Below are 21,888 nucleotides of genomic sequence, written 5' to 3' on the forward strand. Positions count from 1 at the left end.
CGCACCACCGACCCGGAGGTCGTCCGCCCCATGGCCAACCACGACATCTACCGCGACGCCCGTGACCGGCTCGTCGCGCTGCACGGCGAGCACGAGAAGGCCGTCGCCGACTTCACCTGGCCGCAGTTCGACGGCGCGTTCCAGTGGGCGCACGACTGGTTCGACGTGATCGCCGACGGCGAGTCGCGGACCGCGCTGCGCATCGTCGAGGAGGACGGTGCCGAGGGCGCCTGGACCTTCGACGAGCTGCGCCGCCGCTCCAACCAGGTGGCCCGCTGGCTCGCCTCGCACGGCGTCGGGCGCGGGGACAGCGTGCTGGTCATGCTCGGCAACCGCGTCGAGCTGTGGGAGTCGATGCTCGCGGTGATGAAGCTCGGCGCGGTGATCATGCCGACGACCACCGCGCTCGGCGCCGTCGACCTGCCGGACCGGCTGGAGCGCGGGGGAGCGCGGTTCGTGATCGCCGACGCGTCCTGCACGGGCAAGTTCGACGGCCTGCTCGACGGGCTCACCGCCGTCTCGGTCGGCGGGTCCGCCGAGGGCTGGCTGGACCTCGCCGACTCCCGCGACGTCGACGACGCCCCGGTCGAACACCCGGGCACCACCGCCGACGACCGGCTCCTGCTGTACTTCACCTCCGGCACCACCAGCCGGCCGAAGCTGGTCGAGCACACCCAGACGTCGTACCCGGTCGGGCACCTGTCCACCATGTACTGGCTGGGCATCACCCCGGGCGACGTGCACCTCAACATCAGCTCGCCGGGCTGGGCCAAGCACGCGTGGAGCTGCTTCTTCGCGCCGTGGATCGCCGGGGCGACGATCTTCCTCTACAACTACACCCGCTTCGACGCGGCGTCGCTGCTCGGCCAGATCCGGGACAAGGGCGTCACCACGTTCTGCGCTCCGCCGACGGTCTGGCGGATGCTGATCAAGGCCGACCTGTCCGGCGGACCCGGCTCGCTGCGCGAGGTCATCGCGGCGGGCGAGCCGCTCAACCCGGAGATCATCGAGCAGGTCCGGGCGCAGTGGGGCCTGACCCTGCGCGACGGGTTCGGCCAGACCGAGACGACGGCGTCGGTGGGCAACACGCCCGGCTCCGTCGTGAAGCCCGGGTCGATGGGGCGTCCGCTGCCCGGTGTCCCGGTGGTACTGGTCGACGAGCCCACCGGCGAGGTCTCGGGGACCGAGGGCGAGATCTGCATCGACCTGTCCCGGCGGCCCACCAGCCTGATGGTCGGGTACCTGGACATGCCGGAGAAGACCGCCGACGCCATGGCGGGCGGCTTCTACCACACCGGTGACACCGCGACCCGCGACTCCGACGGCTACCTGTTCTACGTCGGCCGCACCGACGACGTGTTCAAGGCCAGCGACTACAAGATCTCGCCGTTCGAGCTGGAGAGCGTGCTCGTCGAGCACCCGGCGGTGCTGGAGGCGGCCGTGGTGCCCCAGCCCGACCCGGTCCGGCTCGCCGTGCCGAAGGCCTACGTCGCGCTCGCCCCCGGCCACGAGCCGACCCGGGAGACCGCGGCCGCGATCTTCGCCCACGCCCGGGACCACCTGGCGCCCTACCTCCGGGTGCGGCGGATCGAGTTCTCCGAGCTGCCGAAGACGATCTCGGGCAAGATCCGGCGGGTGGAGCTGCGGGCCCGCGAGCGCGACGAGGCCGGGGCGGCCGCGGGCGGGGAGTGGCGCTACGAGGACTTCCCGGAGCTGAAGGGCTGACCGCCCTCCCCGGGAACGCTCCGGGGCGGTGTCCGCCGAGCCGCCTCGGACCGGACGGTCGGTCCGTCCCGCCAGCGAGCCGGGGACGGGCCGACCGTCTCTCTCACTTCGTGGAAACTGCTTCGTTCGCGTAGAGGGCCCGGTCGGCCGCCGAGGTGGCGAACCCGTCGCAGGGCTGCCAGGTGATCTGCTGGTCGTGGACGGCGGCGAGCTGTGGTGGCGGTCTGGTCGCGGCCGCGGCGGCTGCTCCGGGTGGGGCGGGGGCGCCGCAGGCGGCGACGGCGGTCAGCGACACCACTCCCACGGCGAGCCGGAGCAGGTGCGACCGGAACATGTCGTCTCCTCGGGTCGATCGGGTCGTGTCCCATCGCACCCGCGCACGCACCGGTGGCACAGTGGCGTGAGGTCACCGCAGCACATGACGCCGTGTCACTACCGTCGCCGAGGAGCGTGCCGGACCGTTGACGACCATGAAGCTGCTGGACCTGGTCCTCACCGCCGTCACCGTCCTCTCCGTGACCGTGGTCATCGCCTACGTCGGACTCGCCTACGACACCGGGCTGTTCACCGTCCTGCCCGAGCCGGTCACCGCGTTCTTCCTGCGGAACGGATCCCTGCAGTGGGTGGCGCTCGCCGTGCTCGTCGTGGGGCTGATCGGCAAGACTCTGGTCGGGCGCACGCTGAAGCAGCGCCGCCCGCAGCCGACGCGGTCGTGACCGACCGCCCCACCGGGAGCCCCGTGACCGACTCCGATGCCGCCGCCGTGACCGATGTCGTCGTGAGCGATGGCGCCGACACCGGCGCGGCCGCGGGGACCGCGGCCGCCCGGGCGCGCCGGGCCGCGATGCTCACCGCCCTCGCCGCCATCGCCCCGCTGTGCGTGGTCGGTGTCGTGCTCACGGCGCACAGCTGGTGGGAGGGCCTGATCGTCGCCGTGGGGCTGGTCTTGGCCCTCGGGGTGCTGCGGCAGTGGAGCCTGGACGGCTACTCGCGCGGCGCCGTGTTCACCCTGGGCTTCACCGGGGTGAACTGGCTCGTCGCGGCCCTGAGCGCCGCGAGCCCGATCACCTTCGTGCCCTTCGCGCTCATCGGGTCGCTGCTGGTGTCCGCCCGCCCGCGTCACCGGCGGATGTGGGTCGGTGCGCTCGCCGTGGTCGTCGCGGCGTCCGGTGCCGCGGCGCTCCTGCCCCGGCCGCCCACCGTGACCCTCGCCGGCCAGTACGTGCTCCTGCCCCTGTTCGGCACCCTGTTCGTCGCCGGCGTCATCGTCGTCTCCGAGTACGCGTGGGTCGTCGTGCGTCGTCTGGAACGGGCCCGCGAGGCCGAGCGCGAGCTGGCGATCGCCCACGAGCGGATGCGGTTCGCGGGCGACCTGCACGACATCCACGGACACTCGCTGCACGTCATCAAACTCAAGGCCGCCTACGCGCAGACCCTCGTCCGCGGCGGCGGCGAGGACGCCGCCGCGACGGCCGTCGCCGAGCTCGGTGAGATCCGGGGACTCGTCGACGACGCCCTCACCCGGACCCGCGAGCTCGCCCACGCGCGCCACCAGCTCAACCTGACCGCCGAGCTGGAGAACACCCGTCGGCTGGGCGAGGCCGCCGGGATCACGGTCGAGGTCCACCACGACCCCGGCGCCGCCCCCGCCCACCCGCTGCTCGCCCAGGTGCTGCGCGAGGCCACGACCAACCTGCTCCGCCACGCCCGCCCGAGCACCGTGCGCATCACCACGTCGGCGACCCGGGTCGAGATCACCAACGACGGGGTCGCCCCCGCCGCGGACGCCGGGCCGGAGCTGCGCGGCCTCGCCCGCCTGCGGGACCGCCTGGCCGCGGCCGGCGGCGACCTGGACGTGACCACCACCCCGACGACGTTCACCGTCGCGGCCCGGCTCGCGAGCCCCGGGGCGGGCACGCGCGGTGGCGGCGCGGCCCGACCGACGGGAGGCGGGGACCATGACCGGCGCTGAGCCCGTCCGCATCGTGCTGGCCGACGACGAGAAGCTGCTGCGCACCGCGATGGCGGCGCTGCTGCCCCAGGACGGGACGATCGTCGTCGTAGCCCAGGCCGAGGACGGCGACGGGGCCGTGCGGGAGACCCTCGAGCACCGTCCCGACGTGCTCGTCGTCGACCTGGAGATGCCCGGGGCCAACGGCCTCGACGCCGTCGCGCGGATCCGGGAACACCACCCCGGGCAGGCGGTGCTCATGCTCACCCGGCACGCCCGCCCGGGTGTCCTGCGCCGGGCGCTCAAGCTCGGGGTGCAGGGGTTCATGAGCAAGAGCGCCGACCCCGAGGACATCGTCGCGGTCGTCCACGAGCTGCGGGCCGGGCGTCGGTGGATCGCCCACGAGGTCCTCGAGGCATCCGTGATCGACGACTGCCCGCTCACCGACCGCGAGATCGACGCCCTCGCCGAGACCCGCGAGGGCTACTCCGTGGCACACATCGCCCGCCGGCTGCACCTCGCCCACGGGACCGTTCGCAACTACCTGTCCAGCGCGATGCAGAAGACCGGCACCGCCACCCGCCACGACGCCGCGCGCCACGCGCACGAACGCGGCTGGCTCTGACACCGGCTGGACGCCGGACCGCGGCCCCCCCGGCACCGGCGTCGGCCCGTCCGGCCCGCCGCACGCAGTTCAGCCTCGCGACCAGCAGGAACGGTCCGGGCAATTCGTCTGGACGGAGCGATGACGGTCCCTGCTCGAGTCGGCAGGACGGTTCCCGGCCGCTGGAACCGGGAAGACCCCCGCATGTCCGAGAACCACCAGCAGGACCGCCGCGACGACGACCGACCGGCCCCGGAGCACCGCCGACCGGACGGTGTGTCGGACGAGGCGGTGGCCACGGTGGGCAAGTTGGCCGAGGCCGTCGAGACGATCGAACGGGCCCGCGGGCACCTCTACGCCTTCCACCAGATGACCGGGTACGCCGACGAGATGCTCGACGAGGTCGTCGGCGGCCTGCGGGGGATGGGTCGCGACGACCTGGCGGACCGGATCACCACCGAGCTGATCGGGCTGAACGTCGTCGCGGGGCGGTGGAGCTTCCAGGTCGTGGAGGAGTACGACGACGGCTACTACCGCACCACGCTGGACCTGGACCGCGCGGTGCGCGACGAGTTGGTCGGTGGGCGGCGGCATCTGATGGAGGCGGAGATGAAGGAGCAGCGCCGCACGCGCGGGCGCCCCGGCCACGCCGCGCGACCGCACGAGAGGGACTGACCGCCTCGGTCACGCCGAGCAGACGTCGTCGCGAGTGTCCGCCACTGCGGACGGGGTGTAACCGGCGATCGGCTACGCCGGTCCGCTCCCCGAGGGACCGGCCGGCGGTGTCGCCGGCCTCGGGCGGCAGGCAGGTGACGCAGTCGTACCCGTGCTTGCCGTGAGTGGTGCCCGCGGCGAACTCGTGCGGTAACCCCGAGCGCGGCCGTCGACGATGCCGCAGCCTTCGTCTCCCAGCCGCAGGACCGCAGCGTGTCGAGGATCGCGGCGTCCCCGGCCTGCTCGATCGGGTCGGCACACACGGGCCGAGCACGGCACCACGGTTCCGGCCGCGCCCGCGGACCCGTTCCCCGCCCGACTCACGAGTTCAGCGCTGTTCTCGGCCTCCGTGCGGGTCCGCGCCGTCTCCCTGAGCCGGCGGCTGCGCACCGGCAGCGGATCGACGCCCGCGACGACGATGGCTCGGGACGCGCCGCTCGGCAGCTCCTCGATGTGTCCCCGTGACCTGCGCTTCCCCGCCGCAGCGTAGGCGGGTTTCGTTCCACGGCGCGAAGTCGTTCGCGATCGCGAACAGCGTTGCCGCTGGTCACGGTGTAGTGCCCCCGGCAGGATTCGAACCTGCGGCACCCGCTTTAGGAGAGCGGTGCTCTATCCCCTGAGCTACGAGGGCCTGAGAGGAGCCTACCCGGACGCCTCCCCGCCGGACCGCCGGTGCCGCCCGCCGCGCCGCGGAACGGCGGATCCGTCGTCAGCGCGGAATCCGGGAATCGTCGTCGTGACGTCGCCCACTACGACACCGGAAGGCTTCTGCGAGTGCACGGCGACAGCGACCTCCTCGCAGCCGGAACGGTGCCACGAGGCGCGTTGACCTGCGGATTCGTGGAGCGGGGACGATATCGCCGCCACCTCGCAGTTCACGCCGGGAGGCTGCTGCTCCCCGCTGGCAACTGATCCGTTGGGGCGATCGGGAAATCGTTCTACGGTCCCCGCAGCCGACGGGGAGGGCCAGTGCGATCGTTGTTCCGGAACACGCGGTTCCGCCGGTTGTTCACGGCCCAGGTCGTCGCTCTGGTCGGGACCGGTCTCACGACGGTCGCGCTCGGGCTGCTCGCCTACGACCTGGCCGGCGAGCGGGCCGCGCTCGTCCTCGGCTCGGCACTGACGATCAAGATGGCGGCCTACGTCGTCGTCGGGCCGGTCGTCGGCGCGGTCGCCGACCGGGTCCCGCGACGGATGCTGATGGTCGGCGCGGACGTCGTCCGCGCGGCGGTCGTGCTCGTCCTGCCCTGGGTGACCGGGATCTGGCAGGTGTTCGTCCTGGTCGCGGTGCTCCAGGTCGCCTCGGCGACGTTCACCCCCGTGTTCCAGTCGGTCATCCCCGACGTCGTCCCCGACGAGCGGGACTACGCCGGGGCGCTGTCGGCCTCGCAGCTCGCGAGCAGCGCGGAGACGGTGCTGAGCCCGCTGCTGGCCGCGGCGGCCGTCGCGGTGACGAGCTACTCGACGCTGTTCGTCGGCACCTGTGCCGGGTTCGTGTTCTCCGCGGTCGTCGTGGCGTCGACGGCCGTCCCGCCGGTCGCGGGCCGCGCCCAGGGCGGCTTCGCGACCCGGCTGCTGCTCGGGGTCCGGCTGTTCCGGGCGGTCCCGCAGTTGCGGGGGCTGCTGGCGCTGAACGTCGTCGTCGCCGCGGTGGGGGTGGTGTCGCTGGTGACGACGGTGAACGTCGTCCGCGACCTGCTCGGCGGCACCGAGGCCGATGTCGGGCTGCTGCTCGCGGTGTCCGGTGCGGGCACGGCCGCGGCGGCGCTGGCCTCCCCGTGGGTCGCCCGGCGGCTCCCGGTCCGGACGGTGATGCTGGCCGGTGCGGCGGTCTCCTGCCTGGCGGCCGGCGCGACCCTGCTGCTGGCGGCCGCACCGTCGTGGACGACCGCGGCGTTCGCGTGGGCGCTGGTCGGCTTCGGGCCGGGGTGGATCATGGTCAACACCGGTCGCCTGCTGCGCACCTCGGCGGGGCCCGGCCAGCGGCCCGCCCTGTTCAGCGCGCAGTTCTCGCTCTCACACGCCTGCTGGCTGCTCACCTACCCGCTCACCGGCTGGCTGGCGGTCTCGGCCGGCTGGACGGTCACCTGGTCGGTCCTCGCCGCGCTCGCCGTCGTCGCGCTCGGGGTGGCGGTCACGGTCTGGCCGACGGCCGGCGCCGACTTCGTACGGCACTGCCACGACCACGACGCCGACCACGCACACGTCGTCACCGCCAGCCCCTCGGTGCACGGCTGGACCCACGCGCACCGGCTCGTCGTCGACGACCTGCACCCGCACGGACCCGTCCCGGTGTGACCGTTCAGGCCGCCGGGAGCAGCCCGTCGGCGACCTCCCGGGCCGCGCGGATCGGCCCCGCCCCGTGCTCGACCACCGCCATCGCGGCCGCCCCCTCAAGGAGGATCATCAGGGTCCCGGCGAGCGCCGCGGCCGGCTCGGCCGTCCCCAGCCGCTCGACCTGGGTCTGCAGGTAGCTGCGCAGCGCGGTCTTGTGGTGCCGGACGACCTCGCGGGCCGGGTGGTCGAGGCGCGGCAGCTCGGAGGTCGCGTTGAGGAACGCGCAGCCGCGGAAGCCCTCCCGGGACTGCCAGGTCTCGTAGGCGTCGAAGACGGCGAGGATCCGGTCCCGCGGCGACGCGTGGTCGGCGGTGATCCGGTCGACGTCGTCCTGCCACCGGCGGTCGCGGTCCCGCAGGTAGGCGACGACGAGCCGGTCCTTCGAGCCGAAGTTCGTGTACAGCGCCGTCTTGGTGACGCCCGCCTCGGCGGCGACGGTGTCCACCCCGACCGCGTTGATGCCGTCCCGGTAGAAGAGCCGGGACGCGGCGTCGAGCACCTTCGCCCCGGCGTCGCCGCGCCGTGTGCGTGCCATGCGTCCTCCTGGAATGAACCGAACGGTCTGTTCCGAGAAGGCGACTCTAGCAGCAGAGACGATGCTGTCCGTCGGCGCGAGTTGCAAACAAACAGACAGGTCTGTTCACTACCGGCATGACGGCGACCTGCGAACGGCCCGGACCTGCACCCGCCACCGACCGGCCCTGGTGGACCACCGCGCTGCTCGGCGCGGGGGTGATCGCGCTCTGCTACGGCGTCGCCCGCTACGCCTACGGACTGTTCGTGCCTCGCTTCACCGAGACGTTCGGCCTGACCCCGGCCGCGGTCGGCGTGCTCGGCGGGCTCTCCACGGCCGGCTACGTCCTCGGGCTGCTCGCCGCTCCGGCGCTGTCGGCGCGGTCGGCGCGCGGTGCCACGATCGCGGCCGCCGTCTCCGCGACGGTGGGGCTGCTGCTCATGGCCCTCGCACCGGGCGTGGTGGTGTTCGGTGCCGCGATCGTGGTGGCGGGGGCCGGGGCGGGCATCGCGACACCCGGGGTCGCGCAGCTCGTCGTCGAGACGGTCGGTGGCCTCGCGCGCACCCGGGCACAGGCCTGGGCGAACACCGGCACCGGGGCGGGGCTCGCGCTGACCGCGTTCACGCCGCTGCTGCCGGGGGACTGGCGGGCCGTCTGGCTCGGGTTCGGTCTGGTCGCGGTCGTCGTCACCGCTGCCGCCGCGTGGTTGCTGCCGCGAGGGGTCCCCGAGGCGGCGCCCACGCAGCGCGGGCGCGGCCGGGTGCTGCCGCTGCTGGCCGTCGCCGGGCTGCTGGGGCTGGTCAGCGCGCCGTACTGGACCTTCTCGACCGCGCGGCTCGACGAGCTCGGCGCCGGGCCGGTCGTCGGCACCGTCGCCTGGTGTGCGATCGGTGTGGTCGGCGTGCTCGGCGGCGCGGTGGGACGGGCGGCGCAGCGGTACGGGCTGCGGACGGTCGGGCTCGTCGTCTGGACCCTGTTCGCGGCCGGGATCGCCCTGCTCGCCCTGCCGGAGCCGGGCCTGACCGGCGCGGTCGTCTCGGCGGGCCTGTTCGGCGCCGGCTACATCGGGCTGACCGGGCTGTGCATCCTGTGGGCCGCACACATCCTCCCGGGCGCTCCCGCGCGCGCGGTGACGTGGGCGTGCCTCGCCCTGGGCGTCGGTCAGACGGTGGGTTCACCGCTGGCCGGGGCGCTGGCCGGCCGGATCGGGACGGCGGGGACGTTCGCCGTCGCCGCCGCGCTGGGGCTGCTGGCCTGGGCGCAGCTGCACCCGCGGCTGGCGCCGCCGGACGCGGACCGGGACTGAACGACGGCGTCCCCCCGGTACGGACGTGCCGCGCCGGGGGACGGGGGTCAGCGACGGGCCGGGGTGCGGCCGTGCGTGACGGCGCTCCAGGTGTCGATGCCCACCCAGATCGCGCGGAGCATGTTCCCGGTGCGCCGGCCGGCGTCCCGCAGGGTCTCGGGCCAGGACGGCATCGGGGTCTCGTGGGTGGTCATCGGCTACCTCCTCGTAGTGGTCGACTCGGAAGCTGCTCCGTCCGACTCGCACCACGAGAGTAGCTTCTGAGACATCGCTGCCTCAACGGTGACCATCGTGTGTCATGCCTCATCCGCTCGGAGCAACACCGGTGACGGGCCGCAGCAGCCGGGCGCACACGCGTGACCAGCGCGGGCCGCTCCCGTGACGCGGCTCGTTCGCCGCGGCACCGGCGTGGTGCTTTCATGAACATTGCCCGCTTTTCGTCTGGACAACCGGTTCAGCGAGCGCCGCGCGCAGGAGGACCGCTTGTTCAGCATCACCGTCCGGGACCACGTCATGGTGGCGCACAGCCTGCGCGGCGAGGTCTTCGGACCGGCGCAGCAGCGCCACGGCGCGACCTTCCTCGTCGACGCCACCTTCCGGCGCCCCGAGCTGGACCCGGACGGGATCGTCGTCGACATCGGGCTGGCCACCGCCCAGCTCGCGGAGGCGCTCGTCGACCTCAACCACCGCGACCTCGACGACCACCCCGAGTTCGCGGGCGTCAACACGACCACCGAGTTCCTGGCCCGGGCGATCGCGGACCGGCTCGCCGACCGCATCGGTGCGGGCAAGCTCGGCGGCAACGCCGGCGGGCTGACCGGCCTGACGGTGACGCTGCACGAGTCGCACGTCGCGTGGGCGAGCTACGAGCGGGACCTGTGACGGCTCCCGCACCGCCCCGCACCACGGGGCGTGCGGTGCACGTCGTCGTCCCCGCCGGGATCGACGACCCGCGCTCCCCGAGCGGCGGGAACCGCTACGACCGCGGTGTCTGCGCCGCGTTCGACCGCCCGGTGCGGGAGATCGCCGTCGCGGGCGGCTGGCCGGATCCGGACCGGGCCGCCCTCGAGCGGCTCGACGCCGCGCTCACGGGTGTCCCGGACGGCGCGTCGGTGCTGCTCGACGGGCTCGTCGCCTGCGCCGCGCCCGGGGTCCTCGCCCGTCACACCGGCCGGGTACGCGCGGTCGTCCTGGTGCACCTGCCGCTGGGCGACGAGCACGGGCTCGCCGCGGCGGTCGTCGCGGACCGCCGGGGCCGGGAGCGCGCGGCGCTGCACGCGGCGGCCGCCGTCGTCACCACCAGCCGATGGACGGCACGGCGGGTGGTCCGTCTGCACCAGCTGCCCCTCGCCCGCGTGCACGTCGCATCGCCGGGGGTGGACCCTGCCCCGATGACGTCCGCGCACCCGGCCGGTACCCGGCTGCTCGCGGTCGGGGCCCTCACCCCGACCAAGGGCCACGACCTGTTGGTCGAGGCCCTCGCCCGCGTCGCCGACCGGGAGTGGACGTTGCGCCTGGCCGGGCCGCTCGACCGCGACCCCGCGCACGCCGCGGCCGTGCGCGCGGCGGTGGACCGGCACGGCCTGGCCGGGCGGATCACCCTCACCGGCCCGTTGACCGGCCCCGCCCTCGACGCCGCCTACACCTCCGCGGACCTGCTCGTGCTGCCCTCGCGCACCGAGAGCTACGGGATGGTCGTCACCGAGGCGCTGGCCCGGGCCGTCCCGGTGATCGCCGCTGCGGTCGGCGGGGTGTCCGAGGCGCTCGGCGACGGTGGGCTGCTCGTCGACCCCGGCGACCAGGACGCGCTGGCCGGCGCGCTGCGGTCCTGGCTGACCGACCCGGGGATGCGCGCGGACCTGCGCGCCGCCGCCCGGGACCGCCGGGACCGGCTCGACGGCTGGGCCGACACCGCCCGCGCCCTCTGCGCGGTGCTGCCGTGAGCGCCGCCGCCGACCACCCCGCCGGCCACCGCGTCGACCACACCGCCGTCCCGATCCAGGGTGCGGCGGGCAACCCGGTCTGCCCGCCGGAGTGGCTCGCCCTGCGCGAGCCCGCCGACGCCGACGCCCGCTCGACCGCGCTCGCCGACGCCGTCCGCGACCTCCTGCCGCCGGGCCCGCTGCGGGTGCGCGACCTCGGCTGCGGCACCGGGTCGATGGGCCGCTGGCTCGCCCCGCGCCTCGACCGGCCCGGTGGCCAGCACTGGGTCCTGCACGACCGCGACCCCGTCGTGCTCTCCCACGCCGTCGCGTCGCTGCCCGGCGGGGTGACCGCCGAGGCCGGACCCGGCGACCTCACCGGGCTCGGCGCCGACGCGCTGGCCGGGACGTCGCTGGTCACCGCATCCGCGCTGCTCGACCTGCTCACCGCCGAGGAGATGGACGCCCTGGCCGCGGCCTGCACCGCCGCCGGCTGCCCCGTGCTGTTCACCCTGACCGTGTCCGGCCGGGTCCGGCTGCACCCCGAGGACCCGCTCGACGCCGAGATCGGCGCCGCCTTCGACGACCACCAGCGCCGCGACGAGAACGGCCGCCGGATGCTCGGGCCGGACGCCCCCGCCGCCGCGGCGGCCGCGTTCGCCCGGCACGGCGCGCGGGTCCGCACCGCCGACTCGCCGTGGCGGCTCGGCCCCGACCGGCCCGCGCTGCTCCGCGAGTGGCTGGCCGGACGGCTCGATGCGGCGTGCGCGCAGCGTCCCGGCCTCGCCGCACACGCCGGCGCCTACCGCGACCGGCGCGAGCGCGCCCTCGACGCGGGGGAGCTCACCGTCTCGGTCGGGCACACGGACCTGCTGGCGGTGCCGGGGGAGCGGTCGTGATTGGTCGGGTGGGTCCGGTCCTGCGGCTGCTCGCCGGGGTGGGGCTGCTCGCCGTGCTGGTCGTGCAGGTCGGTGCCGGGCCGGTGCTGGAGCGCCTGCGCGGCGTCGGGGCGGCGGCGGTCGTCGCCGCGCTGCTGCTCGGCGCGGTGGCGACCGTGCTCAGCGCGTGGCGGTGGCGGATGGTCGCCCGCTCGATCGGGCTCGGCCTGACCCCGGGACGCGCCGTCGCCGACTGCTACGGCGCCACCTTCCTCAACTCGCTGCTGCCCTCCGGGGTCCTCGGCGACGTCCACCGCGCGGTCAGCCACGGGCGCAGCGAGGGGGACCTCGGCGCCGGGGTGAGGGCCGTGGTGTTCGAACGGGTCGCGGGGCACCTGGTCGCGGTGGTGGCCGTCGCCCTCGTCCTGGCGCTGCAGCCGGACCTGCTGCGGGCCGCGGCCGGGGCGGTCCCGGGCGGCGCGGCGCTGCCCGTGCTCGCCGTCGTGGCCGCGCTCGGCGGGGCCGGGTGGCTGCTGCGCGCCCGGCTCGGCCGGGTGTGGTCCGACGCGCGCACCGTGCTGCGCCCGCGCACCGCGGCCGGGGTGGTGCTGACCTCGGCCGGAGCGCTGGCCTGCCACCTCACGTTGTTCGTGCTGGCCGCGCGGGCGGCCGGCGCGACCGCACCGCTCACCGTCCTGCTGCCGTTGCTGCTGGTCGCGCTGCTGGCGATGACGGTCCCGCTCACCGTCGGCGGGTGGGGGCCGCGCGAGGCGGCCGCCGCGGCCGGGTTCGCCGCGGTCGGGCTGCCGGCCGCCGAGGGGCTCGCCGCCGCCGTCGCCTACGGGGTGCTGGCGCTCGCCGGGGTCGCGCCGGGCGCGCTCGTGGTGCTGCGGCGCCGCCGCGCGGCCCGGGCGACCGCGCCGTCAGCGCCCGGCGAGCACCCGCAGGTGGCCCTCGAAGGCGACCACGAGCGCGTCGAGCAGGCCCCGGCCCTTCTCGGCGGTGGCGAGCGACGGCCGTCCCACCACACCGGTGGCGGAGTAGGCCGCGAGCCCGGTCGTGAGCAGGTGCGGCCGCTCGTCGGCGACGTGGTCGGCGGCGCGGTACGACGGCCGGACCTGGTCGGCGGCGGTGTGCAGCAGGATCGAGGTCTCCAGCTCCCCGGCGTGCATGTCGGCGGTGTTGGAGGTCTCGCACCCGGCGGCCCGGCGGGCGGCGGTCCAGTCCTCGGAGACGGGGAACAGGGCCATGGGCAGCGGCCCGACCGAGGCCTCCTGGACGACGTTGCGCAGGACGTGGTTCCCGCCGTGCGCGTTGACCAGGACCAGCGCAGTGGTGCCGGAGGCGCGCAGCGAGGCGGCGACGTCGGAGACGACCGCGCCGAGCGTCGCGGCGGAGATGCTCACGGTGCCCGCCCACGCGGCGTGCTCGTGGGAGCAGGAGATCGTCAGGGGTGGCAGGACGCGCACGGGGTGGGCCTGCGCGATCCGGGCGGCCACCGCGGACGCCACGAGGGTGTCGGTGGTCAGGGGCAGATGCGGTCCGTGCTGCTCGAGGCTCCCGACCGGGAGCAGGGCCACGGAGGCACCCCGCTCCCGGACGTCCTCGGTGGTGTCGGCCGGGAGGGGATTCACGCAGGCGAGGCTCTCACGGCCCCGCCCGATCATGGAGGAGCAACGGTGCACGACGACCGACACGAGTTCGCCGAGTCCCGGTTGACCACACGGCACGGGGAGTTCCGTGCGATCGCCTTCCGCGAGTACGAGGGCGGTCCCGAGCACCTCGCGCTGGTGCACGGCGACCCCACGGACGTGGAGGCGCCGCTGGTGCGGATGCACTCCGAGTGCCTCACCGGCGACGTCTTCGGTGCGCGTCGCTGCGAGTGCGGCGCGCAGCTGTCGATCGCCGTCGACGCCGTCGTCCGCGCGGGCCGCGGCGTGATCGTCTACCTGCGCGGGCACGAGGGCCGCGGCATCGGCCTGATCGCGAAGATCCGCACGCACGTGCTGCAGGACGAGGACGGCCTGGACACCATCGACTCGGCCGTCGCGCTGGGCCTGCCGGTCGACGTGCGCGACTTCGGGGCCGCCGCCGTCGTGCTGCGTCACCTCGGGATCGGCCGGGTGCGGCTGCTGTCCAACAGCCCGGCGAAGGTCGAGGCGCTCACCGGGTACGGCATCGTCGTCACCGAGCTGGTGCCGGTGCTCGAGCCCGCCGACGAGCACAACGTGCGCTACCTGACGGCCAAGCGCGACCGGCTCGGGCACGTCCTCCCGCAGGTCGACGCCGCGCCGGACGCGCCGCGCGGCCACACCGCGACCGGCTACTGACCCCCGTGGTGCGACACCCGCAGGCACAGCGACGGCGGCCCGCCCGCCGCCATCGTGGCGAGCACGGTGGGCAGCTCGTCGAGCGTGCAGTCGCCGCCGACCAGGGCGTCGAACCGGGGGTCGGTGAGCAGTCGCAGCGCCAGCGCCATCCGGTCGCCGTAGCCGCGGCGCGCCCGGCGCGGGGACACCGTGCCGACCTGGCTGGCGCGGATGGTGAGTCGGCGGCTGTGGAACGGTCCGCCCAGCGGCAGCGGCACCGGGCGGGTGCCGTACCAGCTGAGCTCGACCACCTCGCCCTCCGGCGCGAGCAGCTCCAGCGAGCGGGCCAGCCCGGCCGGGGTGGCGCTGGCGTGCACGACGAGGTCCCGGTCGCCCTCGGCGTCGTCGGGAGAGGCGAACCCGACGCCGAGCGCCGCGGCGACGGCGGCCCGGTCCGGGTCGGGGTCGACGAGCTGCACCCGCGCGCCGGGCAGCCCGGCCAGGACCGCGGCCACCGACGCCCCGACCATCCCCGCCCCGACGACGGCGATCCGGTCGCCGACCAGCGGGGCGGCGTCCCACACCGCGTTCACGGCGGTCTCGACGGTGCCGGCGAGCACGGCCCGCGCGGCGGGCACGTCGTCGGGGACGACGGTGACCGCGTCGGCGGGCACCACGAACAGGCTCTGGTGCGGGTACAGGCAGAACACGGTGCGCCCGGCGAGGCCGGGCGGGCCCTGCTCGACCTCGCCCACCGCGAGGTAGCCGTACTTCACCGGGGCGGGGAAGCCGCCGTCCTGGAACGGGGCACGCATCCGCTCGTATTCGGACTCCGGGACCTCGCCGCGGAACACCAAGGTCTCGGTGCCCCGGCTGACCGCGGTGTACCGGGTGCGCACGAGCACCTCGTCGGGCCCGGGGTCGGGCACCGGCACCGTCCGGATCTCGCCGTGCCCCGGCGCGGCCAGCCAGAACGCCCGTGCCTCGTGCCCCACTCCACCGTCCCCGATCCCGGCGCCCGGCGCGCCGACGGTCCTGACAGTATCCGGACGTATCGGGCGCCTGCCCGGTGCGCGGAGGTGGTCTGAGTGGACCGGCCGTACGTGCTGGCGTCGGTCGCGATGTCGTTGGACGGCTACATCGACGACGCAGGCCCCGACACGCTGGTGCTCTCCGACGCGGGCGACCTCGACCGCGTCGACGCCGTACGCGCCGGGGTGGACGCGATCCTGGTCGGCGCGGGGACCGTGCGCGCCGACGACCCGCGACTGCTGGTGCGCTGCGCGGAGCGCCGTGCCGGGCGGGTCGCCGACGGCCTCCGGCCCTCGCCGCGGCGGGTCGTGCTGACCACCGGGTCCTCACTGGACCCGTCGGCGCGGGTGTTCGCGGGCGGGGACGCGCCGCTGGTGTTCACCGCGGGCGCGGCTGCGCCCGCGCTGCGCGAGCGGCTCGGCCGCGCTGCCGAGGTCGTCGCCGCGGGGGACTCGCCGGACCCGTGCGCGGTGCTCGACGACCTGGCCGCCCGCGGCGTGCGACGGCTGCTGGTCGAGGGTGGGGGCGGCGTGCACACCGCGTTCCTCACCGCCGGGCTGGTCGACGAGCTCCACGTGGTCGTCGCGCCGTTCTTCGTCGGCGACGCCCGGGCCCCGCGCTTCGTGCGCGACGGCCGGTTCCCGCAGTGCCCGCAGCACAGCATGTCCCTGGTCGAGGCACGCACGATGGGCGACCTGGTGCTGCTGCGTTACCACGCGTCCTGACCGGTCACGAGAACGCGGCCAGGAAGCGGTCCCGGAACCCGGCCATCGGCCACGGCGGCGCGTCCGGCGGCGGGAGCAGCCCGGGTGTCCAGCCCCAGCCGTCGATGCGGTCCAGCACGTCGGTGTCGCGGGTGATCACCGAGATCGGGACGTCGGAGCCCGCGCCGGGCCCGGACACCGTCGCGCCGGGCTCGTGGTCGCCCAGCATCAGCACGACGAGGTCCCGGTCGCCCTCCGGGCGGTCGGCGACCCAGCCGGTGGCGCTGCGCAGCGCGTACTCCAACGAGGTCAGGTAGTCCCCGCGCAGCGTCTCCCGGTCCAGGGAGAAGATCGTGTCGTAGGACTGCTGACCGCCGGCGTACGGGCCGTAGACGGCGCCGTCGCCGATCCCGGCCGGGTCCAGCAACGGCGGCACCGGCGACCACGGCGCGTGGCTGGAGGTCAGCACCACGGTGCCGAGCACCGGGCCCCGGTCGGGGCGGTCGAGCTCGAGCCGGGAGAACGCGTCGAGGGTGTACTGGTCGGGCATCGGGGACCAGCTGAACGGCGGGCCCGCGTAGCCGAGGTCGTCGCCGGCGTACACCCGCTGGTGGCCGAAGAACGCTGCCTCGGGCCACTCCCGCGTCGTCGCCGGGGTGACCACAGCGGTCTCCCACCCGGCGTCGCGGAACGCGCGGGGCAGCGTCAGCCGGTCGGACGCGGTGAGCCGGTCGTGCGCGCCCTGGTCGGCGATCGACAGCCCGGAGAACAGCGTCGCGTGGGCGAGCCAGCTGCCGCCGCCGCTGATCGGTGCGGTGAGCACGCCGCTGCGCGCGCCGTACCCGGCCGCGGTGAGGCGGGCGTCGGCCTCGGCGAGGACCGGCCGGATCCGGGGCGCCATCTCGGGGGCGTGCTGGGCGTTGCGGCCGTAGCTCTCCACGAAAGTGATCACGACGTCCTTGCCGCGCAGCGCGGACAGCAGCGCGTCGGGCGGGGCGCCGTCCCAGCCGTCACGGGCCAGGCTCTCGGTGAGCTCGCGGCGCTCCCGCAGCGTCTCGGGGACCTGCTGGGCGCGGTGCGCGACCTCGGCGACGCCGTCGGCGGCGGCCACCGGCACCCCGGGGACCAGGCGGGCGTCGGCGATCGTGCCCACGACCAGCCAGGCCGCGGCCAGCAGCGCGGCGACGCCGACGGTGGCCCGCCGGTGCCGGGCCGCGAGCCGTCCGAGCCGGACGGCGGCGGCGGCCGTCGCCCCGACCAGCCCCACCGCGAGGACGGCGGCGAGCACGGCGACCGCGGTCCCGGCCGCACCGGCGGCGCCGCGCAGGAACTCGTGCGCGTTGCCCAGCAGCGACCAGTCGGACACGGCGTCGAACCGGCGGCCCTGGAAGGTGAGGAAGCCGATGTCGGCGAGCTTGAGCAGTCCGACGACGCCGAGCAGCGTCCCGGCGAGGGCGGCGGCGATCCGCCGGGCCCGCCCGGGCAGCAGCGCGAGCACCGCGGCCCCGAGGACGGCCTCGATCGGCAGCCGCAGCAGCCCGGTCGGGTCGAGGGCGACCGGGTCGGCGGGCAGCACCAGGATCCCGCCGACGAGCGCGGCGCCGAGCGCGGTGAGCAGTGCGGCCCCGGCCCGGCGGGCGTGCAACGGGTGCCGGTCGGCGGCCCGCCACAGCTGCACCACCGACACCCCGAACGACCACACCAGTGCGGCCAGCGCCACCCCGACCGCGGTGAGCGCGACGGCGTCGGGCAACATCCCGGCCGCGGTCACCACGAGCACGATCCCCTGCAGGGCGGCGACGACCTTGGCCGAGTAGCGCGGCGGGAGCTCGCCGCGCAGCCACGGCGCGACCCGCCCGGCGGCGACGAAGGCGTAGCGCAGCACGCCCAGCGCGGTGACCCACCACTGCCCGGTCGTGGCCGCGACGTGCGCCGACAGCACCATCAGCAGGAACGCGTCGGTCTCCATGTCGAACCGGGCGCCCAGCGCGGTCGCCGTGCCGGTGCGGCGCGCGACCGGGCCGTCGACGCCGTCGAGTGCGAGCGCGACGCCGACGAGCGCCACGAGCGCCACGGTCCCGGCGCCGTCCAGCCCGACCAGCGCGACGACGGCCACGGCGAGCGCCCCCCGGGCCACCGTGACCACCCCGGCCGGGCCGAGCGTGCGCTCCCCGGCGCGGCGCGCGGCCCGCAGCAGCATTGCCGCGGCGACGGCGCCGACGACGGCCGCGCCGGTGACCCGCAGGGCACCGGCGCCGGTGGTCGGCACGAGCACGGCGAGGACGGCCGTGAGCAGCACCGCGCCCGCCGCGACCTGGAGGGCGACGGGGGCGGTGGCGGCGGTGCCGCTGGTCTTCCGGAGCATGAGGTGTCCAGCATGCCCGACTTGTCCGGTAATCGACCCGGCGGTGCGGTCAGGCGGGCACGTGACGGGCGTAGACGTCACCCGAGCGGCCCAGCGGGCGCCGCCGGTCGAGCAGGGCGCGCAGCTCGGCGGCGTCGACCCAGCGGTCGCCGGCCGAGACGTCCCAGGTCATCGTCTCGACGGGGGAGTAGCGGTAGACGTAGCGGCCCAGGGCCTCGATGCGGGCGAGCGACTCCAGGGTCGCGTCGTGCGCGGCGGGCAGGTACTCCACCGACAGCGCGGGCAGCGGGCGCGACAGTCCGTCGAGGACGGCGGCCTCGAAGCCCTCCACATCGATCTTGCAGAAGGTCGGGACGCCGTGCTCGGCGATCAGTGCGTCGAGCGTGCTGACCCGGACCTCGATCGAGGAGTCCCAGCTCACCCGGGCGAACCCGGCGTCGTCGGCGACGGTGTCGCGCCAGCGCTGCGACAGCGTCGAGACGGTCGGGGTGGCGCTGGAGACCCCGAGGCGGGCGGTGCCCGCCGCGGCGCCGAGCGCGAGGGGCAGGACGGTCACGGCGTCGTCGCGGCCGAAGAACAGGCGTAGCAGCCGGGTGAAGTCCGGCTGCGGCTCGACGGCGACCACCCGCGCTCCCAGGGCGCGCCAGGCACGCACCCGGTTGCCGGCGTGCGCACCGACGTCGAAGGCGAGGTCGCCGGGACGCAGGAACGCGGAGTAGAAGCGGCGCATCCGGCGCTGCCGGCCCGGGATCCCGTGGTAGGTCGCGAGGGAGCGGGCGATGCCGGAGGCGCGGGTCAGCACCCCCCGATCGTAGAGGACGAAAGGGAGGAACCGGACGTGCGGATCAGGGGGTGGCCGGGCTACGGCCGGCGGTCTCCACGACGCCGGCCAGCAGTGTCCGCTCGGTGACCCCGACGATCTCCTGCCGGCCGAGCCTACCGTCGTGCGCGGCGAGCACCGCCCGGGTCAGCAGGGCGTAGAGCGCCTCGGTCATCCACGTCGCGGACTGGGTCACACAGAAGGCCCCGCACCGCTGGCCGCGCCGGAACAGCTCGACGAGCAGCGTGTCCATCTCGGCGTAGCGGGCCAGGACCTCGTCGCTGGACTGGATGCGCTCCGCGAGCACCCACAGGTCCACCGAGGGCAGCAGGCCGACGATGACCCGGCGCACCGCCTCGATCGGGTCGCCCTCGTCGGTCCGGGCCTCCCGGATCGCGGCGATCCCGCGCTCCACGCCCATCTCGCTGAGCTCGGAGAGCAGGGCCTCCCGGCCGTCGACGAGCCGGTGCAGGGTCGCCCGGCTGATGCCGGCGCCGGTCGCGATCTCCGACATCGACGCGGCCGGGTTCTGCACGAGCACGGTCGCGGCCGCGAGGAGGACGTCGTTCCGCTCGATGGCCACGCCGGAGACGGTAGACCTCCCGGCGTCAGACCATCGCAGCCGTTCCGACCTGCGGATTCGCACGGAAGAAGCGGACCATCGCGTCGACGTGCCCGGCGAACGGCGGGCAGTGGACGCCGAGCCCGCCGAGCATCGCCGTCGTCGCGTCGGTGTCGTAGTGCGACGGGTGGGTCAGGTACTCCAGCGTGCTCGAGGGGACCTGGAACAGCCGTCCGACGCCGGGTACGTGGTCGATGGAGAACGCGGCGAGCCCGACCGGCATCGGCACCACACGCAGCTGCTTGCCGAGCCGGTCGGCGAAGACCTCGCACATCTCGGTCACCGTCGGCGGGGCCGGCTGGGCCAGCGCGAACGTCCGGTTCACCGCGGGGCCGTGCCCGGCCAGCGCGGCGATCCCGTCGACGACGTAGTCCGAGGGCACCAGGTTGAACCGGGTCCGTGACGCGGCGCGGGGGAGCGGCGCGAACGCCGTCCGGCCCTGCCGGGCCAGCAGCTGGAGCAGGTAGTAGGGGCCGTCGAACTTCTGCGTCGCGCCGGTCACCGAGTCCCCGACGACGACCGAGGGCCGGTAGACCGACACCGGCAGGCCGGCGTCGCGGGCCTTCGCCACGACGCGCTCGGCCTCGTGCTTGGTGTGGTCGTAGTGGTTGGCGAAGGGCTGGCCGAGCTCCAGGTCGGTCTCGGAGAAGATGCCGTCGTAGCGGCCCGAGACGTAGCAGGTCGACACGTACTGCAGCCGGACCAGCTGCGCCGCGGCCTCGGCGAACCGCACGACGTGCCGGGTGCCCTCGACGTTCACCCGCCAGGCGACGTCCGCCGGCACCGAGAGGTCGTAGACCGCGGCCAGGTGGAAGATCTCCAGCGGTCCGCCGAGCAGGCGCCGGCGCTCGACCTGCTCCAGTCCCAGCCCGTCGACGGTGATGTCCCCGACGACGAGGTCGGTGCGCCCGGCGATCTCCGGCGACTCGCGCTCGATCCGGGCCAGCGTCGTGCGGGCCTGGTCGAGGAACTTCGCCTGCACCAGTGCGACCGCGCGCGCGTCGGGAGCGCGGCGCAGCGTCCGCGGCAGCAGGGCCGACCCGAGGAACCCCGGGAACCCGGTGAACAGCACGACACCCACGGGTGCACCGCCTCTCGCGCGGCGTCCGTGCCGCATCGTCGCTCGTCGGGACGGTATCCGGTACCGGCCGTACCGTCCGCGTGGGTGTGACCTAGATCAGCGTCGACGCGTGGTCGGGCACGTCGCGCTGCACCTCGCGCGGCGGGCGCTCGTAGCCCGTCGACGGCTTCCGGTCCGGCAGCGTCAGCACCTGTCGCGCCACCGGTTCCCAGGGGATCGACCCGAGCAGGTGGTGGATCATGTTGATCCGCGCGTTGCGCTTCTGTTCGGCCTCGACGATCCACCACGGTGCGTACTCGGTGTCGGTGTGGATCAGCATGTCGTCGCGGGCGCGGGAGTAGTCGTCCCAGCGGGTCATCGACTCGAGGTCCATCGGCGAGAGCTTCCACTGCTTGAGCGGGTTCTCCAGCCGCTCGGCGAATCGCCGCGCCTGCTCCTCGGCGCTGACCGAGAACCAGTACTTGCGCAGGTGGATGCCGTCCTCGACGAGCATGTTCTCGAACACCGGTGCCTGGCGCAGGAAGCGGCGGTACTCGGTCTCGGTGCAGAACCCCATCACCCGCTCGACGCCGGCGCGGTTGTACCAGGACCGGTCCATCAGCACGATCTCGCCGGCTGCGGGCAGCTGCTCGACGTAGCGCTGGAAGTACCACTGCCCCTTCTGGCGCTCGGTCGGCGCGGGCAGCGCGACGATCCGGGTGAACCGCGGGTTGAGGTACTGGGTGACCCGCTGGATCGCCCCGCCCTTGCCCGCGGCGTCGCGTCCCTCGAAGACCACGACCACCCGTGCGCCCGACGCCCGGACCCACTCCTGCATCTGCAGCAGCTCGCCCTGCAGGCGGAGCAGCTCGGCGTCGTAGACCGTGCGCGGCAGCTTCGGGGTGCTCACCGGCACAGCCAACCAGAAGGCGGGGTGACGTGGCGGACAGCGCGGTGGGCTGGCGCGTCGCCTATTTACTCGTTTAGCGTGTTTATTCGCGACGACGACGCCGCCTCCCTGTCC

General features: G+C 75.1%; 22 protein-coding genes, 1 tRNA gene and 1 pseudogene. 13 read left to right on the top strand and 11 right to left on the bottom strand.

Features of this window, described 5'->3' with window-relative positions:
* Positions 1-30: 30 nt before the first annotated feature.
* Positions 31-1,725 carry an AMP-binding protein gene (locus MTO91_RS03640; protein ID WP_476653798.1) on the top strand — a complete coding sequence of 565 codons (1,695 nt, stop codon included), beginning with the start codon at positions 31-33 and terminating at the stop codon, positions 1,723-1,725.
* Positions 1,726-1,828: 103 nt separating this feature from the next.
* On the opposite strand, the gene MTO91_RS03645 is transcribed toward MTO91_RS03640, so the two are convergent.
* Positions 1,829-2,059, bottom strand: a complete 231-nt coding sequence (locus MTO91_RS03645) for a hypothetical protein (protein WP_476653799.1) — start codon at positions 2,057-2,059, stop codon at positions 1,829-1,831.
* A 136-nt stretch (positions 2,060-2,195) separates the two neighbouring features.
* Here MTO91_RS03645 and MTO91_RS03650 point away from each other — a divergent pair, with 136 nt between their 5' ends.
* The 4 genes from MTO91_RS03650 to MTO91_RS03665 all read left to right on the top strand — a co-directional run bounded on the left by MTO91_RS03650 (position 2,196) and on the right by MTO91_RS03665 (position 4,955).
* A complete protein-coding gene (locus tag MTO91_RS03650) occupies positions 2,196-2,441 on the top strand; it encodes a hypothetical protein (RefSeq protein WP_073577552.1) in 246 nt (81 codons plus the stop codon).
* A gap of 23 nt (positions 2,442-2,464) precedes the next feature.
* Positions 2,465-3,697, top strand: coding sequence for a sensor histidine kinase (locus tag MTO91_RS03655; protein WP_476653800.1), 1,233 nt, complete (start codon positions 2,465-2,467; stop codon positions 3,695-3,697).
* A complete protein-coding gene (locus MTO91_RS03660; protein WP_405419518.1) occupies positions 3,684-4,301 on the top strand; it encodes a response regulator transcription factor in 618 nt (205 codons plus the stop codon). The genes MTO91_RS03655 and MTO91_RS03660 overlap by 14 nt, the downstream gene beginning before the upstream one ends.
* Before the next feature lie 183 nt (positions 4,302-4,484).
* Positions 4,485-4,955: a hypothetical protein gene (locus MTO91_RS03665; RefSeq protein ID WP_100879564.1), complete on the top strand. Its 471-nt coding sequence runs from the start codon at positions 4,485-4,487 to the stop codon at positions 4,953-4,955.
* Positions 4,956-5,552: 597 nt separating this feature from the next.
* Here MTO91_RS03665 and MTO91_RS03670 read toward each other — a convergent pair.
* A tRNA-Arg gene (locus MTO91_RS03670) sits at positions 5,553-5,625 on the bottom strand.
* Positions 5,626-5,963: 338 nt separating this feature from the next.
* On the opposite strand from MTO91_RS03670, the gene MTO91_RS03675 reads away from it, so the two are divergent.
* Positions 5,964-7,292 carry an MFS transporter gene (locus MTO91_RS03675; protein WP_476653801.1) on the top strand — a complete coding sequence of 443 codons (1,329 nt, stop codon included), beginning with the start codon at positions 5,964-5,966 and terminating at the stop codon, positions 7,290-7,292.
* Between the two features lie 4 nt (positions 7,293-7,296).
* On the opposite strand, the gene MTO91_RS03680 is transcribed toward MTO91_RS03675, so the two are convergent.
* On the bottom strand, positions 7,297-7,866 hold the full coding sequence (locus tag MTO91_RS03680) for a TetR/AcrR family transcriptional regulator (protein WP_179761113.1): 570 nt from the start codon (positions 7,864-7,866) through the stop codon (positions 7,297-7,299).
* Positions 7,867-7,982: 116 nt separating this feature from the next.
* Here MTO91_RS03680 and MTO91_RS03685 point away from each other — a divergent pair, with 116 nt between their 5' ends.
* Complete coding sequence (locus tag MTO91_RS03685) at positions 7,983-9,152, top strand: MFS transporter (protein WP_476653802.1); 1,170 nt, start codon at positions 7,983-7,985, stop codon at positions 9,150-9,152.
* Between the two features lie 47 nt (positions 9,153-9,199).
* On the opposite strand, the gene MTO91_RS03690 is transcribed toward MTO91_RS03685, so the two are convergent.
* Entirely contained in the window at positions 9,200-9,346 is a 147-nt protein-coding gene (locus tag MTO91_RS03690; protein ID WP_179761111.1) for a hypothetical protein, read from the bottom strand.
* A 289-nt stretch (positions 9,347-9,635) separates the two neighbouring features.
* Here MTO91_RS03690 and MTO91_RS03695 point away from each other — a divergent pair, with 289 nt between their 5' ends.
* From MTO91_RS03695 to MTO91_RS03710, 4 genes and pseudogenes are all read left to right on the top strand, one after another.
* The gene (locus MTO91_RS03695) at positions 9,636-10,034 is read left to right on the top strand and encodes a 6-pyruvoyl trahydropterin synthase family protein (protein ID WP_476653803.1); all 399 of its coding nucleotides are present in this window, start codon (positions 9,636-9,638) and stop codon (positions 10,032-10,034) included.
* Positions 10,031-11,095, top strand: a complete 1,065-nt coding sequence (locus tag MTO91_RS03700) for a glycosyltransferase family 4 protein (protein ID WP_312888568.1) — start codon at positions 10,031-10,033, stop codon at positions 11,093-11,095. The genes MTO91_RS03695 and MTO91_RS03700 overlap by 4 nt, the downstream gene beginning before the upstream one ends.
* Before the next feature lie 53 nt (positions 11,096-11,148).
* Entirely contained in the window at positions 11,149-11,973 is an 825-nt protein-coding gene (locus MTO91_RS03705; protein WP_476654796.1) for an SAM-dependent methyltransferase, read from the top strand.
* An 8-nt stretch (positions 11,974-11,981) separates the two neighbouring features.
* Positions 11,982-12,800 (top strand): annotated as a pseudogene (locus MTO91_RS03710) (lysylphosphatidylglycerol synthase domain-containing protein); the annotation flags it as partial.
* A gap of 75 nt (positions 12,801-12,875) precedes the next feature.
* Here MTO91_RS03710 and MTO91_RS03715 read toward each other — a convergent pair.
* Positions 12,876-13,586: a creatininase family protein gene (locus tag MTO91_RS03715; protein ID WP_476654798.1), complete on the bottom strand. Its 711-nt coding sequence runs from the start codon at positions 13,584-13,586 to the stop codon at positions 12,876-12,878.
* Between MTO91_RS03715 and MTO91_RS03720 the strand changes: the two genes are divergently transcribed.
* Positions 13,488-14,282, top strand: a complete 795-nt coding sequence (locus MTO91_RS03720) for a GTP cyclohydrolase II (protein ID WP_476654800.1) — start codon at positions 13,488-13,490, stop codon at positions 14,280-14,282. The two genes, MTO91_RS03715 and MTO91_RS03720, sit on opposite strands and share 99 nt — an antisense overlap.
* On the opposite strand, the gene MTO91_RS03725 is transcribed toward MTO91_RS03720, so the two are convergent.
* Positions 14,276-15,256, bottom strand: a complete 981-nt coding sequence (locus MTO91_RS03725) for a zinc-dependent alcohol dehydrogenase (RefSeq protein ID WP_476653804.1) — start codon at positions 15,254-15,256, stop codon at positions 14,276-14,278. The genes MTO91_RS03720 and MTO91_RS03725 overlap by 7 nt on opposite strands.
* Positions 15,257-15,349: 93 nt before the next feature.
* Here MTO91_RS03725 and MTO91_RS03730 point away from each other — a divergent pair, with 93 nt between their 5' ends.
* Positions 15,350-16,018: a RibD family protein gene (locus tag MTO91_RS03730; RefSeq protein WP_476653805.1), complete on the top strand. Its 669-nt coding sequence runs from the start codon at positions 15,350-15,352 to the stop codon at positions 16,016-16,018.
* A gap of 4 nt (positions 16,019-16,022) precedes the next feature.
* Here MTO91_RS03730 and MTO91_RS03735 read toward each other — a convergent pair whose 3' ends face one another.
* The 5 genes from MTO91_RS03735 to ppk2 all read right to left on the bottom strand — a co-directional run bounded on the left by MTO91_RS03735 (position 16,023) and on the right by ppk2 (position 21,774).
* Positions 16,023-18,362, bottom strand: a complete 2,340-nt coding sequence (locus tag MTO91_RS03735; protein WP_476653806.1) for a CDP-alcohol phosphatidyltransferase family protein — start codon at positions 18,360-18,362, stop codon at positions 16,023-16,025.
* A gap of 49 nt (positions 18,363-18,411) precedes the next feature.
* The gene (locus MTO91_RS03740) at positions 18,412-19,164 is read right to left on the bottom strand and encodes an FkbM family methyltransferase (protein ID WP_476653807.1); all 753 of its coding nucleotides are present in this window, start codon (positions 19,162-19,164) and stop codon (positions 18,412-18,414) included.
* Between the two features lie 43 nt (positions 19,165-19,207).
* Positions 19,208-19,765, bottom strand: coding sequence for a TetR/AcrR family transcriptional regulator (locus MTO91_RS03745; protein WP_476653808.1), 558 nt, complete (start codon positions 19,763-19,765; stop codon positions 19,208-19,210).
* 25 nt (positions 19,766-19,790) lie between these two features.
* Positions 19,791-20,885 (bottom strand): SDR family oxidoreductase, encoded by a 1,095-nt coding sequence (locus tag MTO91_RS03750; RefSeq protein WP_476653809.1) that lies wholly within the window; start codon positions 20,883-20,885, stop codon positions 19,791-19,793.
* 91 nt (positions 20,886-20,976) lie between these two features.
* Positions 20,977-21,774, bottom strand: coding sequence for a polyphosphate kinase 2 (gene ppk2, locus MTO91_RS03755; protein ID WP_476653810.1), 798 nt, complete (start codon positions 21,772-21,774; stop codon positions 20,977-20,979).
* Positions 21,775-21,888: the final 114 nt, after the last annotated feature.

The sequence above is a fragment of the Pseudonocardia sp. 2-7 genome (assembly GCF_056341085.1).